This is a genomic window from Streptomyces sp. 8N114 (genome assembly GCF_052245835.1).
Classification (GTDB): domain Bacteria; phylum Actinomycetota; class Actinomycetes; order Streptomycetales; family Streptomycetaceae; genus Streptomyces.
Genome location: NZ_JBQQBT010000011.1, coordinates 1 through 13,916 on the forward strand (window position 1 = coordinate 1; position 13,916 = coordinate 13,916).

At 71.5% G+C, this 13,916-nt stretch carries 13 protein-coding genes; 1 reads left to right on the forward strand and 12 read right to left on the reverse strand.

Features of this window, described 5'->3' with window-relative positions:
• Positions 1–225: 225 nt before the first annotated feature.
• Positions 226–1,854: a sensor histidine kinase gene (locus tag ACTWQF_RS22500; protein ID WP_443281431.1), complete on the reverse strand. Its 1,629-nt coding sequence runs from the start codon at positions 1,852–1,854 to the stop codon at positions 226–228.
• Positions 1,855–1,964: 110 nt separating this feature from the next.
• Between ACTWQF_RS22500 and ACTWQF_RS22505 the strand changes: the two genes are divergently transcribed.
• The gene (locus tag ACTWQF_RS22505) at positions 1,965–2,570 is read left to right on the forward strand and encodes a DedA family protein (RefSeq protein WP_443281432.1); all 606 of its coding nucleotides are present in this window, start codon (positions 1,965–1,967) and stop codon (positions 2,568–2,570) included.
• A 284-nt stretch (positions 2,571–2,854) separates the two neighbouring features.
• On the opposite strand, the gene proC is transcribed toward ACTWQF_RS22505, so the two are convergent.
• The 11 genes from proC to ACTWQF_RS22560 all read right to left on the reverse strand — a co-directional run bounded on the left by proC (position 2,855) and on the right by ACTWQF_RS22560 (position 13,853).
• Positions 2,855–3,658, reverse strand: coding sequence for a pyrroline-5-carboxylate reductase (proC, locus tag ACTWQF_RS22510; protein WP_443281433.1), 804 nt, complete (start codon positions 3,656–3,658; stop codon positions 2,855–2,857).
• An 83-nt stretch (positions 3,659–3,741) separates the two neighbouring features.
• Positions 3,742–4,479 (reverse strand): ABC transporter permease, encoded by a 738-nt coding sequence (locus ACTWQF_RS22515; RefSeq protein WP_443281434.1) that lies wholly within the window; start codon positions 4,477–4,479, stop codon positions 3,742–3,744.
• Entirely contained in the window at positions 4,476–5,318 is an 843-nt protein-coding gene (locus ACTWQF_RS22520) for an ABC transporter ATP-binding protein (RefSeq protein ID WP_443281435.1), read from the reverse strand. The genes ACTWQF_RS22515 and ACTWQF_RS22520 overlap by 4 nt, the downstream gene beginning before the upstream one ends.
• Before the next feature lie 170 nt (positions 5,319–5,488).
• Positions 5,489–7,645, reverse strand: coding sequence for an MMPL family transporter (locus tag ACTWQF_RS22525; RefSeq protein WP_443281436.1), 2,157 nt, complete (start codon positions 7,643–7,645; stop codon positions 5,489–5,491).
• Between the two features lie 117 nt (positions 7,646–7,762).
• Positions 7,763–8,053, reverse strand: a complete 291-nt coding sequence (locus ACTWQF_RS22530; protein ID WP_443281437.1) for a hypothetical protein — start codon at positions 8,051–8,053, stop codon at positions 7,763–7,765.
• Positions 8,050–8,394 (reverse strand): ArsR/SmtB family transcription factor, encoded by a 345-nt coding sequence (locus ACTWQF_RS22535; RefSeq protein WP_443281535.1) that lies wholly within the window; start codon positions 8,392–8,394, stop codon positions 8,050–8,052. The genes ACTWQF_RS22530 and ACTWQF_RS22535 overlap by 4 nt, the downstream gene beginning before the upstream one ends.
• Positions 8,395–8,626: 232 nt before the next feature.
• Entirely contained in the window at positions 8,627–9,127 is a 501-nt protein-coding gene (locus tag ACTWQF_RS22540; protein ID WP_443281438.1) for a hypothetical protein, read from the reverse strand.
• A gap of 111 nt (positions 9,128–9,238) precedes the next feature.
• Positions 9,239–11,092 (reverse strand): dihydroxy-acid dehydratase, encoded by a 1,854-nt coding sequence (gene ilvD, locus ACTWQF_RS22545; RefSeq protein ID WP_443281439.1) that lies wholly within the window; start codon positions 11,090–11,092, stop codon positions 9,239–9,241.
• A 90-nt stretch (positions 11,093–11,182) separates the two neighbouring features.
• On the reverse strand, positions 11,183–11,869 hold the full coding sequence (locus tag ACTWQF_RS22550; RefSeq protein WP_443281440.1) for a TetR/AcrR family transcriptional regulator: 687 nt from the start codon (positions 11,867–11,869) through the stop codon (positions 11,183–11,185).
• Positions 11,866–12,798, reverse strand: a complete 933-nt coding sequence (locus ACTWQF_RS22555; RefSeq protein WP_443281441.1) for a sugar phosphate isomerase/epimerase family protein — start codon at positions 12,796–12,798, stop codon at positions 11,866–11,868. The genes ACTWQF_RS22550 and ACTWQF_RS22555 overlap by 4 nt, the downstream gene beginning before the upstream one ends.
• A gap of 122 nt (positions 12,799–12,920) precedes the next feature.
• The gene (locus ACTWQF_RS22560) at positions 12,921–13,853 is read right to left on the reverse strand and encodes a Ppx/GppA phosphatase family protein (RefSeq protein WP_443281442.1); all 933 of its coding nucleotides are present in this window, start codon (positions 13,851–13,853) and stop codon (positions 12,921–12,923) included.
• Positions 13,854–13,916 lie beyond the last annotated feature (63 nt).

The window sequence follows — 13,916 nt, forward strand, 5'->3', positions numbered from 1 at the left end:
CGGCTGACCGCTACTTTAGAGCCTTTCCCCGCCCGGCTCCAAATTGAGCCGACCCGCAAAAGCAATTCGGCATGCCGAACAGACCCCTGCGAAGGGAGATGGTGCTTGAGTAGAGGTTTCCGCCGGAATGGCAGGAATGGTCGCCAGTAGCCACGACGGGCCGCTGACAACCCGAGGAACCCTACGGATCGATGGCCGGTGTGTCAACTGCGGGCCTCGTCTCCGTCAACCGTCGTCCCGATCTGTGACGATGCGGTCCTTGTGGGAGAGGCGGCCGGCCGTGAAGCAGAGGCGGTAGAGCGGGGAGTTGTCGAAGGTCGCGGTGCGGTAGAAGCGGCACTCTTTCGTGTGGGAAGGGTCCGGTGGGGCGCCGGGTGGGGGTGACTCCTCGTCGAACTCGTACGAGGGGAGGCGGGGAGTCACGGAGGTTTCGGCGTCGCCTATGCGGAGGTCGGCGTAGGTGTGCCGGGGCAGCACGGACTGGTGGGAGGTGTAGAGCTGGAAGCCGTACATCAGCACGGCCAGAACTGCGGTGGCGGCGGCCGGGATCCAGAGGGCGTTGACGATGCCTCGGCGTACGCGCTGCCGGGCCTGGGCCAGTTCCTCGCTGGAGCGGGAGGGGCCGGTGAGCGGCTCCGGGGCGGTCGGCCGGTGCGGGTCCGCGCCAAAGGGGGTGAGGGGGAGCTGGGCCTGTACCTCGAAGCCGTGCTCGGTGGGGTGGGCCCGGAAGGAGCCGCCGGCCTGGCGGACGCGTTCGTCGAGGCTGATCAGTCCGGTGCCTGAGCCGACTCCCGCGGTGGGCGGGGCGGCGTTTGCTCCGGTGTCGTTCCGGACCGTCACCTCCAGTGCGGCGTTCTCTCGCCTCAGCTCGACGGTGATGGTGGAGCCGGGGGCGTGCTTCGTCGCGTTGGTGACGGCTTCCTGGACGACGCGGTGGGCTGCTCGGTCGACCAGCGGGGGCAACTCGTCCTCCGCCGTGTCGTGCGTTCCGTGCCGGCGCAGCGTGATGCGGACGCCGGAGGCGGCGGTGCGGGCCACCAGGTCGGGGACGGTCTCGGCCGGGGGGAGCTGTGCGCTGTCGGTCGTGTCCTGGCGGAGGAGGCCGATGATCTGGCGGAGGCGTTCGGTGGCGTCGGCGGCGGCCTGACGGAGTTCGGCGGCGGAGGCACGGGCGTCGTCGTCCACACCTGGGGAAACCTGGAGCGCGGCGGCGCGTACGGCGATGAGGCTGAGGTCGTGGCCGAGCGAGTCGTGCATGTCCCCGGCGATGCGGGACCGTTCGCGCAGCCGGGTGCGTTCGGCCACCAGTTGCTGTTCGCGCTCCATGCGCGCGGCCAGTTCCCAGCCTGCGCTGTGGAGTTCGTACTGCTGGCGGCGGAAGCGGCCCAGCAGCCAGGGGAGGACGGCGGCGAAGAGGACCGTCGTGACCAGGGTGAACCAGTCCCACAGGTCGGCGCCCGGCAGTGTCAGGGCGAGCGCGAGTCCCGCCGCGCAGAGGGCGAGCGCGGCGGCGAGCGACGGGCGTGCGTCCTGGGTACGACGTCCCAGCAGGAAGCTGAGGGCGACCAGGGCCGGGCTGAAGGTGCTGGTGAACAGCTGGGGTGTGGCGGCGAGGCCGAGCGCGGCGGGGACGGTCGCGGCCGCCAGCGGGGCCCGGCGGCTCAAGGGCGCCGCGACGGCGAGCAGGGGCGCCGCGAGCAGGCGGAGCCAGAGCGGGACCTCGGTGAGGGAGGGGAGGGGGTAGGCCATGAACAGCCACAGGGCCAGGTCGGCCAGCGCCTCGCGGACCCGTCGGCGGCGCAGGCCCTCGCGGAGCCGGTCCCGGAGGCTGTGGGCGCGGGCGGGGGTGTTCACGCCGGTCACGGTACGCGGCGGGGCTGCGCGGGGCATCTGTCGAAAGTGCAGGGTGGCCGGGGACGATCGTGCGCTGCTGGGCGCCTGGTGTGCTCCGTACGTTCCGGTGCATGAATGACGCGATAGTGCATGCGGTCGAGGGGTTCGTCAGTACGCCGTGGGTGTATGTGGCGCTGTTCGGGATCGCGATGCTGGACGGGTTCTTCCCGGTGGTGCCGAGCGAGACGTTGGTGATCACGCTGGGCGTGTTCGCGGCGGCGGAGGGGGATCCCGCGCTGGGGCCGGTCATCGTGGTGGCGGCGCTCGGTGCCTTCGCCGGGGACCACATCTCGTACGCGATCGGGCGGCGTTCGGGGGCGCGGGTGCAGGCGCGGCTGCGGGAGGGGGGCCGCGCGCGGCGGGTCTATGAGCGGGTGGGGCGGATGCTGGCGGAGCGGGGCGGTCTGGTGCTGGTGGCGGCGCGCTACATCCCCGGCGGGCGGACGGCCGCCACGCTCACCACCGGTGCCACGGGGTTTCCGCGTCGGTCGTTCACGCGGTTCGACGCCGTCGCGGTGGTGAGCTGGGCGGTCTATTCGGCCTGCCTGGGGTATGTGGGTGGGGCCGCGTTCGAGGAGACGCCGCTGTACGGGGTGGCGCTGGGGCTGGCCCTCGCGTTCACGATCACGCTGGTGCACGAGGGGGTGCGGGGGTTGCGGGCGCGCGCTGGAGGCTAGCGCCTGGCCCGCGGATCTTGCCTACCCGGCATGGGGGGCTGCGCTTGCCCACCCTGCGCACTGGGGGTACCCCTGCTCGAAGAGATTGGGGGAGCAGACTGCCCAAGCTTCGCAGTGCCCCGAAGGGGCGCGGGGAACTGCTCCCCCTGGGGGCGCCTCCCGGCCGGAGGCTGGGGGACTCCGGCCGGGAGGTGCCCCCACCAGCCACGACGGGCCCGCAGCCCGCGTGCCTCGGGCAGGGGCACCCCCTCGCCGGTACAAGGGGCGCGGACGGCGTGGTGCGGTCAGCTGCCAAGTTCGCGGCTGCGGTCGCGGGCTGCCTCGATGGCGTCGATGAAGGCGGCGCGGACGCGGTGGTTCTCCAGTTCGCGGATGGCGTTGATCGTCGTACCGCCGGGCGAGGTGACGTTCTCGCGGAGGGTGACGGGGTGTTCGCCGCTGTCGCGGAGCATGGTGGCGGCGCCGACGGCGGCCTGGACGATCAGCTCGTGTGCCTTGTCGCGCGGGAGACCGAGCTGGATTCCCGCGTCGGTCATGGCCTCGACCAGGAAGAAGAAGTAGGCGGGGCCCGAGCCGGAGAGTGCGGTGGCGGCGTCCTGCTGGCCCTCGGGGAGGCGGAGGGTCTTGCCGACGCCGCCGAAGATCTCGTCGGCGAGTTTCAGATGGTCCTCGGTCGCGTGGCTGCCCGGGGAGACGACGGACATCGCCTCGTCGACCAGGGCCGGGGTGTTGGTCATGACGCGGATGACCGGGGTGCCGTCGGCGAGCCGCTGTTCGAGATAGCGGGTGGTGATGCCGGCCGCGCCGCTGATCACCAGACGGACCGCGGGAACGTGCGGGACGAGCTCGTCCAGCAGCGCCGCCATGTCCTGGGGCTTGGGGGTGAGGATGAGAGTGTCGGCGATCTTGGCGGCCTCCGCGTTGCTGACGGACTCGACCCCGTAGCGCTCGCGCAGTTCGGCCGCGCGTTCCGGGCGGCGCGCTGTGATCAGGAGGCGGGAGGGAGACCAGCCGCCTCGGAGCATGCCGGAGAGCAGCGCCTCACCGATCTTGCCGGTGCCGAGAACCGCGACTTTCTGGGTGGTCATGGGGTGTTTCACCTCGTGCCTCGTCGGACTGGACCCGCCCCCGCGGCGGGCGGGATTCCATCCTCGCACCAGGCCGGAGCGCGTCAGGCCGTACGGCGGCGGAGGGTGGCGGCGCCGAGGGACAGGACGAGGAGTGCGCTGCCCGCGACGATGACCGCGTCGCGGACGAAGTCCCCGGTGGCATCGGCGTTCCTGAGGACCTCCGTCATGCCGTCGACGGCGTAGGACATGGGCAGCACGTCGGAGATCGCCTCCAGCGCCGGCTGCATGCTGTCGCGGGGGGCGAACAGGCCGCACAGCAGGATCTGCGGGAAGACCATCGCGGGCATGAACTGCACCACCTGGAACTCGGAAGCGGCGAACGCGGAGACGAACAGTCCGAGCGCCGTGCCCAGCAGGGCGTCGAGCAGTGCGATGAGCAGCAGCAGCCAGGGCGAGCCGACGATGTTGAGGTCCAGGAACCAGACGGCGACGCCGGTGGCGAGGGATGCCTGGACGACGGCGAGCGCGCCGAACGCCAGCGCGTAGCCGAGGATCAGATCGGCCTTGCCCAGAGGCATGGACAGCAGCCGCTCCAGCGTGCCGGAGGTGCGTTCGCGCAGGGTGGCGATGGAGGTGACCAGGAACATCGTCACCAGCGGGAAGATGCCCAGCAGCGAGGCGCCGATGCTGTCGAAGGAGCGGCGGTCCGCGTCGAAGACGTAGTAGAGCAGCACGAGCAGCAGGACCGGGACGAGCAGCAGCAGCGCGATCGTCCGGGGGTCGTGGGCGAGTTGTCGCAGGACGCGGCGTGCGGTGGCGAGCGTACGGGCGGCGTTCATGAGGTGCCTCGCGGGGAGTGGGCTGCGGGGTGGAGGGGTGCGTGCGCGGCGGTGCCGCCGGCGGCGGACTCGACCAGCTTGAGGAAGGCGTCCTCGACGGTGTCGCTGCCGGTGGTCTCGCGGAGTGCCTGCGGGGTGTCGGCGGCCAGCAGGGTGCCGTCCCGGACGAGGAGCAGGTGTTCGCAGCGGTCTGCCTCGTCCATCACGTGCGAGGAGATGAGCAGGGTGGCGCCGCGCGCCGCGAGGCGGTGGAAGAGGTTCCACAGGTCGCGGCGGAGCACGGGGTCGAGGCCGACGGTGGGCTCGTCGAGTACGAGCAGTTCGGGGGCGCCCAGCAGGGCGACGGCGAGGGAGACGCGCGATGACTGGCCGCCGGAGAGGTTGCCGGCCAGGTCGTCGGCGTGCGAGGTGAGGTCGACGTCGGTGAGGGCCTGGGTGACGGCGGCGGCGCGGTCGGCACGGGGGATGCCGAGGACCGCGGCGTAGTAGTCGAGGTTCTGCCGCGCCGTCAGGTCGCCGTAGACGGACGGGGACTGGGTGACGTAGCCGACGCGGGAGCGCAGCGGTGCTGTGCCCGCGGGCCTGCCGAGTACGTCGAGGGTGCCGGTGACCTTGGCCTGGGTGCCGACGATCGCCCGGATGAGGGTGGATTTGCCGCTGCCGGAGGGACCGAGGAGTCCGGTGACGGTGCCGGGGGCGACATCGAACGAGATCCCGTCGAGGACGCGGCGGCTGCCGCGGACGACGGTGAGGTCGCGGGCGTGGACGGCGGGTCCGGACGTCGCGGGTCCGCTCGCCGCGGGGGCTTCGGCGGGAGTAGGAGGAGGCTTATTCATCATGCGATGAATTATGTGGGTGCTGCGCCGGGGCGTCAAGCACGCAGCACAACTGGGGGTACCTCCCGGCCGAAGGCTGGGGGAGGTGCCGGACCAACCGGTGTAGAAGCTGAGGTTGGTCCGGCACCGCCGGGTGCCTTCGTACGTGTAATAGCCGTTGCGGCGGAGGGGAGTTACACCCTCTCCAACTCCACTTCCCGCCGCTCCTCGTCGGCCGCCCGCCTCTCCTGTGTCCTCTCCCGGCCCAGTCGGCTCGGCCACCAGATCCGGGCGCCGAGGTCCAGCGCCAGCGAGGGCACCAGGACGGTGCGGACCAGGAAGGTGTCCAGCAGGACGCCGATGCCGACCAGTACGCCGAGCTGCGCCATGGACACCAGCGGCATCGAGGCGATCACCGCGAAGGTGGCGGCCAGCACGATGCCCGCCGAGGTGATCACGCCGCCCGTGGAACTGAGCCCGGCCAGCACGCCCTTGCTGTGGCCTTGCAGGGCGACCTCTTCGCGGACCCGGGTCATCAGGAAGATGTTGTAGTCGATGCCCAGCGCGACCAGGAAGACGAAGCCCATCAGCGGAAGGGAGTTGTCCATCGCGGCGAAGTCCAGCAGGTGCTCGAAGATCAGATGCGAGGCTCCCAGCGCGCCGAAGTAGGACAGCACCACCGTCGCCAGCAGCAACAGCGGCGCGATCAGCGAGCGCAACAGCGCCACCAGGACGAGCAGGACGACAGCGAGCACGATCGGGATGACGACCTTCAGATCGCTCTCCGCGGCGCGCCGGGTGTCCAGCGACTCCGCCGTCGTACCGCCCACCAGGGCTTCGGCGCCCTCGACCTTGTGCACAGCGCTGCGCAGCTCGTCGATGGTGTGCTTGGCCGCATCGCTGTCCGGAGCGTTCTTCAGGGTGACGGACAGGGAGGTCAGGGACCCGTCGGCGGTACGGTCGCCGGCCCGTACGGACTCCACTCCCGCGACGCCCGCCGCCGCCCGCTCCGTCGCGGCGCGCGCGTCGGTCCGTACGACGACGGTGGCCGGGTCGGAGGAGCCGGAGGGGAAGTGCGCGGAGAGCTTCTCCTGGGCGAGAACGGACTCCGGCTTGTCCTGGAACATCTCCGCGTTCGTCAGCCCCATGGTGATGCCGGTCGCGCTCAGCGCCAGCACCGCGGTGACGCCGATGGACATCAGCCACGACCAGCGCGGACGGCGGGCGATCAGGGAGCCGACCCGGGACCAGACGGTGCGGGCCGTGCGCTGCTCGCCCGCGGCGGCAGCCGCTGCTGTCTCCGTGTACCGGGGGACGAACGGCCAGAAGACCCAGCGTCCCGCCAGCACCAGCAGCGCGGGCAGCACGGTGATCATGGCGAGCAGGGCACACACGACGCCGACGGCCCCGACCAGCCCCAGCGAGCGCGAGGAGTTGATGTCGGCGAAGGCGAGGCAGGCCAGCCCGATGGCGATGGTGCCGGCGGAGGCGACGATCGCGGGCCCGGAGCGGCGCAGCGCGAGCCGCATCGCCTCGTGCCGGTCCTCGTGACGGTGGAGCTCCTCGCGGTAGCGGGCGATGAGCAGCAGGGCGTAGTCGGTGCCGACGCCGAAGACCAGCACCATGAGGATGCCCGCGCTCTGCGGATCGACGGGCAGCGAGGCGTACCTGGCCAGTACGTAGGTGGTGACCTGGGTGAGCACCGAGGCGAAGCCGACCGACAGCACGGGGAAGAGCCACAGCAGCGGGCTGCGGTAGGTGATCAGCAGCAGCAGCGTGACGACGGCGCCGGTGGCCAGCATCAGCGTGGAGTCGAGGTTGTCGAAGACCTTGATGTTGTCGATCAGCGAACCGGCCGGGCCGCCGACCTCGACGTCGAGCCCGGGCGGAGCGTTGGCCGCCGCGACCGTACGGATCTTCTCCAGGTCGCCGGTCATGTCGTCACCGCCGGTACTCAGCGGCACCACCAGCATCAGCGCCTTACCGTCCTCGGCCCGTACCGGACCGCTGATCTGCTCGCCCTTGGCGACGAGCGGCGCGAAGTCGGCGCGGTCGGCGCGTGCCTTGGCGGCGTCGGCCTCGGTGGTGGCGGAGTCGGTGCGGGAGTAGACGGCGACGGCCGGGATGATCTCGTCCTCGCCGCGGAACTTCTCCAGCTGCGTATTGACCTTCGCGGACTCGGCGTTGCCGGGCAGGAAGGCGTTGGAGCTGCTGTCCTCGACCTCGCCGAGCTTTCCGGCCAGCGGCCCGAGAGCGACGACGACGATCAGCCAGGCCGCGAGGACCAGCCATTTGGTGCGCTTGCCGCCGGGGGCCGTGGCCAGGCGGCGCAGCGCGCTGGGGGCAGGCATGGGTAACCTCCATGGTGTGGGTGTGGGACGCGAGGGGTTCGCGAAATGCTCACGCTCACGTGTACGGCCGGGAGTTGCCGCTCCCGGCCGTACGAGCGCGGTGGGTGTCTGCGAGGTCTACTCGATCTCGCGCATCATCTTCTCCATCGAGGCGATCGACTGCCGCGCCTGTGTCAGCTCGTCCAGGCTGCGCCGGTGCAGTTCGACGTTGTCCTCCAGGAGCTCTGCGTACTTCTGGGCCAGGGCCTTGTACTGCTGCTCGCGCGCTGCCAGCATGCGGGCCCGCCAGGTGGCGGCGATCTGCCAGACGATGACGATCAGCAGGACGAAGATCCCTCCGGAGCCCAGCGCCGCCGCCCAGACGCCGGCCGCGTCGGCCCCTGCCGCAGTCGTCAGCTGCTCGTTCACTGCGCTCTCTCTTTCTCGTCCTGGGCCTGCGGATCCGGGGGCGCTTCGCGCCCGTCCCCGGTCGCTTCCGGCTCGCCTTGGGCTTTCTCGTCCTGGACCTGATCGGTGAGGCTCCCTGCCGCCTCCGCGACCACCTGCGGGGTCAGCGCGTAGGCGAACGGGGCCACCTCGAAGAACTTCATCGCCTTGCCGCTGTCCGACAGCTCCAGCGACCCGACGACGATGCCGGCCGCCTCCAGCCGCTGGAGGTGCATATGCAGCAGGGGGCGACTCATGCCGATCTCGCGGGCGAGCCTGCTGACGTAGTTGCGGCCCTGGGCCAACGCCGCGACGATCCGCATCCGGTGCGGGTTGCCGAGCGCCGTCAGGACCTTCAGCAGTTCGTCTCCGGTCGGGGTCTCGATCGCGCTCACCGCGACCCCTCTCTCTTGGGTGTAAGAAGAATCTGACACGTGACGGAGCGAGGTGTCGAGCGGGGAAGCCCCTCCTCCGGGACAGTTCAGGGTTCCCCCTGAGAGCACTACGGGAGGGCCCCGAGGGGCACTCCCTGAGGGGGTGTTGAGGGGCGAGGGGTCAGCGTTTGCCCTTCCGCCTGCGCGCCGCGGGGTTGCCGGTGCGGGCAGTGCGCTGCCGCTCGTGGCGGGCAAGCGCGGCCTCGTACTCGGCGCGGTGCAGCTTCTCGCCGGGCGCCTCGACGCAGGTGCGCAGCGCGTAGGCGAGCAGCACGCCGATGAAGCCGATGATCCGGATGCTGTGCATCGACGACTCGGCCGCCGCCTCGCGCTCGTCGGGGCGGCGGCCGTAGTGGGTGAGGGTGCGCGAGAACGCCAGCGCGCTGCACACCGCGAACGCGACGACGAGCAGCACGCTCGCCCAGCTCCCGATGTCGGCCAGTACGACGCCCTGGTACGCGAACCGCAGCACGAAGGCCCCCGCGACCGCGGCCAGCACCGCGCCGATGCCAAGGGCGAAGCGGCGCAGCGCGTAGCCCCCTGCGTGGTCGACCCAGGTGGTGCCGTAGAAGCGGAGCGGCTCGGGGGCCGGTTCGTCGGGGGTCTTCGGTTGCTGGGGCACGTTTCGATTATGACGGTGTGATGTCCCGGCAGCGTCTGGCCCCGGCTGCCATCTGCGGGCGTGAGGCTCGTGGTGGCTTGTCGCGCAGTTCCCCGCGCCCCTTCGGGGCGCTCAGCGCTCCAGCAAGGTCACGTCCCGCACGGCGCCTCGGTCGGCGCTGGTGGCCATGGCCGCGTAGGCGCGCAGCGCGGTGGAGACCTTGCGCTCGCGGGATGCGGGCGCGTAGTTGCCGCCCAGTGCCTCGCGGCGGGCGGCGAGCGTCTCGTCGGGCACGTCGAGCCGCAGCTGCCGGTTGGGGATGTCGATGACGACGGTGTCGCCGTCCTCCACCAGCGCGATCGTGCCGCCTCCGGCCGCCTCCGGCGAGACGTGGCCGATGGACAGCCCCGACGTACCGCCGGAGAACCGGCCGTCGGTGATCAGCGCGCAGGTCTTGCCCAGGCCACGGCCCTTGAGGAACGAGGTGGGGTAGAGCATCTCCTGCATACCGGGGCCGCCCTTGGGGCCCTCGTAGCGGATGACGACGACGTCGCCCTCCTTGACCGTCTTGTCGAGGATCTTCTGGACGGCGTCCTCCTGGGACTCGCACACCACGGCGGGCCCGGTGAAGGTCAGGATCGACTCGTCGACGCCGGCGGTCTTCACCACGCAGCCGTTCTCGGCCAGGTTGCCGTACAGCACCGCCAGCCCGCCCTCGGCCGAGTAGGCGTGCTCGATGTCCCGGATGCAGCCGCCCGCCGCATCGACATCCAGCGTCTCCCACCGCTCGGACTGCGAGAACGCCTCGGCGGAGCGGACGCAGCCGGGCGCGGCGTGGAAGAGCTCCACGGCCTGCGGCGAGGGGGAACCGCCACGGATGTCCCAGGTCTTGAGCCACTCGTCCAGCGAGTCGGCGTGCACGGTGTGCACGTCCTCGTTGAGCAGTCCGGCGCGGTAGAGCTCGCCCAGGATGGCGGGGATACCGCCCGCGCGGTGCACGTCCTCCATGTAGTACGTACCGCCGGGTGCCACGTTCGGGGCGACCTTGGCCAGGCAGGGCAGCTTGCGGGAGAGCTGGTCGATGTCGTGCATCGTGAAGTCCAGCTCGGCCTCCTGGGCAGCGGCCAGCAGGTGCAGGATCGTGTTGGTGGAGCCGCCCATGGCGATGTCGAGGGCCATGGCGTTCTCGAAGGCGGCGCGGGAGCCGACATTGCGCGGCAGGACGGTGGCGTCGTCCTGGTCGTAGTAGCGCTTGGTGATCTCGACGACCGTACGGCCCGCCGTCTCGTACAGCTCCTTGCGCGCGGTGTGGGTGGCCAGCACGGAGCCGTTGCCGGGCAGGGCCAGGCCGAGGGCCTCGGTGAGGCAGTTCATGGAGTTCGCGGTGAACATGCCGGAACAGGAACCGCAGGTCGGGCAGGCGTTCTGCTCGATGCGGAGGATGTCCTCGTCGGAGACCTTGTCGTTGGCGGCCTCGGACATCGCGTCGACCAGGTCCAGCTTGCGGACGGTGCCGTTCACCAGCGTCGTACGGCCGGCCTCCATGGGGCCGCCGGAGACGAAGACGGTGGGGATGTTGAGCCGCAGCGCGGCCATCAGCATCCCGGGCGTGATCTTGTCGCAGTTGGAGATGCAGATCAGCGCGTCCGCGCAGTGCGCCTCGACCATGTACTCGACCGAGTCGGCGATCAGGTCCCGGGAGGGCAGCGAGTAGAGCATGCCGCCGTGGCCCATGGCGATGCCGTCGTCCACCGCGATCGAGTTGAACTCGCGCGGGATGCCGCCCGCCGCCTTGACCGCCTCGCTGACGATGCGGCCGACGGGCTGGAGGTGGGTGTGGCCCGGCACGAACTCGGTGAAGCTGTTGGCCACCGCGACGACCGGCTTGCCGAAGTCCTCACGCGCTACGCCGGACGCCTGCATAAGGGCGCGCGCCCCTGCCATGTTGCGTCCGTGGGTGACGGTGCGGGACCTCAGCTCGGGCATGGCTGCCTCTCCCTTGGTGCGGGCGGCCGCCATGGCGGTGGGCCCGGGGGCCGCTGCGGTACGTAGAAGAACCGAGGGTACGCCTCGGGCTCAGGATCCGGACAGCGGGTCCGGATGATGGACGGTGCCGTCTTGCGCTCCCGGCGGCCCCGTGAAGTGGTGCTGGACGACGGGAGCCAGCCGGGCGACGGCGCTCTCCAGCGGCTCCGAGGCCAGCGGCTCCAGCCGGATGACGTGCCGCAGCAGAGCGGCGCCCACCAACTGGGCCGCCGCCAGGCTGACCCGCAGCTCGGCGTCGGGCTCCTTGAGCACCGCCGCGGTCCTGGTGAGCAGATTGCGGGTCAGCAGCCCGCGGAAGACGGCCGCCGCCCGCTCGTTGTTGACCGCCGAGCGCACGATCGCCAGCACCGGCTCTCGGGTGGCCGGGTTCTCCCAGACCCGCAGGAACGCGCGGGTGATGGTCTCTCCCAGCGCGTCCGGTGAGGCGGCTTCGAGCAGGTCGGGGACGGAGATCACCGGCGCCATGGCGCCCTCCACCGCGGCGGCGAACACCTGCTCCTTGGTGCCGAAGTAGTGGTGGACCAGCGCCGCGTCCACGCCCGCGCCGCGCGCGATGGCGCGTACGGAGACCTTGTCGTAGCCGTGCTCGGCGAACTCGCCCCGGGCCGAGGCCAGGATCCGCTCGCGCGCTCCCGGGCCCGCCTCGGCGGTACGCCGCGCGGGACGCCCGCGCTTGCGGGGCGCGGGGCCCGGCTCCTGGGAGGGGGTACCGGTCATGCGTTCCCCCGGCCGGCGGGGTGGCCGGTGGCGGTGCCTTCGCCCCGGCCTCTGCCTCGATTGCCCCGGCCGTTGCTGTGACCGCCACCCCGGCCGCCGCTCCGGCCGTTGCCGGGCTCGCCGCCGGGAGCGGCCAGGTGCAGCCGGGTGTAGGCGAGGGCCTCGGCCAGGTCCTCCTCGCGCTCGGCGGCCGACATGGCACGCCGCGTGTTCACCTCGACGACGACGTGCCCGTCGAACCCGAGTGCGGCCAGCCGCTCCAGTACCTCGGCACACGGCTGTGAGCCGCGCCCCGGGACCAGGTGCTCGTCCTTGGCGGAGCCGTTGCCGTCCGCCATGTGGACGTGACCGAGGCGGTCGCCCATCCGGTCGACCATGGCGAGGGTGTCGTTACGGGCCGTCGCCGTGTGCGACAGGTCGATCGTGAAGTGCCGGTAGTCGTTCTGGGTGGGATCCCAGTCAGGGGCGTAAGCCAGCATCTCGCGGTCCCGGTAGCGCCAGGGGTACATGTTCTCGACGGCGAACCGTACGTCGGTCTCGTTCGCCATCCGCCATATGCCGCGCTCGAACTCGCGCGCGTACGAGCGCTGCCAGCGGAACGGCGGATGTACGACGACGGTGGTCGCGCCGAGCGTCTCCGCGGCCGTCCTGGCCCGAACCAGCTTCGCCCACGGGTCCGTCGACCATACGCGCTGCGTGATGAGCAGACACGGAGCGTGTACGGCCAGGATCGGTACCCCGTGGAAGTCGGACAGCCGGCGCAGCGCATCCACGTCCTGGCTGACCGGGTCCGTCCAGACCATGACCTCGACGCCGTCGTAACCGAGGCGCGCGGCGATCTCGAAGGCCGCGGCCGTCGACTCCGGGTACACGGAGGCCGTCGACAGCGCGACCTTCGCCTGGGGGACCCGCACGCTTTCGATGCCCACTCAGCCACCCTAAGCGCGGTTCGCTGCCCGCGAGGTGTTGGCCCCCTCTGAGAGAGCTCCCTCCCGGGCGGGCGGGACAGCTTGCGCCCGGCGAGAGGGGGCACTGGGTGGCGGCGGCGGGCTCACAGGGCGCGCAGGCGGTCCAGGCGGCGGAGGATGATGCCCTCCCGCAGGGCCCAGGGGCAGATTTCGGCCTCCGTGACGGCGAAGAGGTCCAGCGCTGCCTCCGCGACGAGGGCGCCCGCCAGCAGCTGGTGGGCGCGGCCCTCGGAGACGCCGGGGAGCGCGGCACGCTCGCTGGCGGGCATCACCGCGAGCTTCGGCACCCACTCCTCCAGGGAGGCCCGGCTCAGCACGCGGCGGGCGTAGAGGCCCTCCGCGCTGCGGGGCGCCCCAGCGATCCGGGCGAGCTGCTTGAACGTCTTGGAGGTCGCCACCACGTGGTCCGGCTTGCTGAACCGGTTGAACTCGCCGACGATACGGGCGATCTCCGCCCGCACATGCCGCCGCAGGGCGCGGACATCCGCCGGGTCGGGCGGGTCGCCCGGCAGCCGGCCCGAGGTGAGCCGCCCGGCGCCCAGCGGCAGCGACACCGCGGCGTCGGGGTCCTCGTCCAGCCCATAGGCGATCTCCAGCGAGCCGCCACCGATGTCCAGCACCAGCAGCCGCCCCGCCGACCAGCCGAACCAGCGGCGTACCGCGAGGAACGTCAGCCGCGCCTCGTCCGCGCCGGAGAGCACCTCCAGCTTGACGCCGGTCTCCGCGGCGATGCGGTCCAGCACGTGCTCCGCGTTGGCGGCCTCGCGCACGGCGGAGGTCGCGAAGGGCAGCAGCGCCTCGACCCCCTTCTCCTCGGAGATCTCCATCGCCTCGCTGAGGGTGGCGCAGATCCGGTCGATGCCCTCCTCGCTGATCGACCCGTCCGCCTCCAGGAGTTCGGCGAGCCGTAGCGTCGTCTTGTGGGAGTACGCGGGCAGGGGCCGGGCACCGGGGTGCGCGTCCACCACGAGCAGGTGGACCGTGTTAGAGCCCACATCGAGGACACCGAGTCTCATACCCAGCAACGCTAGCCTCCTCCCCCGGCCGCCGCTGGAGGTACCTCCCAGCCACCGGGAACC

Excerpts from the sequence above, each read along its gene's own strand:
- ACTWQF_RS22505 (WP_443281432.1), top strand. The coding sequence starts at position 1,965 with ATGAATGACGCGATAGTGCATGCGGTCGAGGGGTTCGTCAGTACGCCG.
- proC (WP_443281433.1), bottom strand. The coding sequence starts at position 3,658 with ATGACCACCCAGAAAGTCGCGGTTCTCGGCACCGGCAAGATCGGTGAG.
- ACTWQF_RS22515 (WP_443281434.1), bottom strand. The coding sequence starts at position 4,479 with ATGAACGCCGCCCGTACGCTCGCCACCGCACGCCGCGTCCTGCGACAA.
- ACTWQF_RS22520 (WP_443281435.1), bottom strand. The coding sequence starts at position 5,318 with ATGATGAATAAGCCTCCTCCTACTCCCGCCGAAGCCCCCGCGGCGAGC.
- ACTWQF_RS22525 (WP_443281436.1), bottom strand. The coding sequence starts at position 7,645 with ATGCCTGCCCCCAGCGCGCTGCGCCGCCTGGCCACGGCCCCCGGCGGC.
- ACTWQF_RS22535 (WP_443281535.1), bottom strand. The coding sequence starts at position 8,394 with ATGCGGATCGTCGCGGCGTTGGCCCAGGGCCGCAACTACGTCAGCAGG.
- ilvD (WP_443281439.1), bottom strand. The coding sequence starts at position 11,092 with ATGCCCGAGCTGAGGTCCCGCACCGTCACCCACGGACGCAACATGGCA.
- ACTWQF_RS22550 (WP_443281440.1), bottom strand. The coding sequence starts at position 11,869 with ATGACCGGTACCCCCTCCCAGGAGCCGGGCCCCGCGCCCCGCAAGCGC.
- ACTWQF_RS22560 (WP_443281442.1), bottom strand. The coding sequence starts at position 13,853 with ATGAGACTCGGTGTCCTCGATGTGGGCTCTAACACGGTCCACCTGCTC.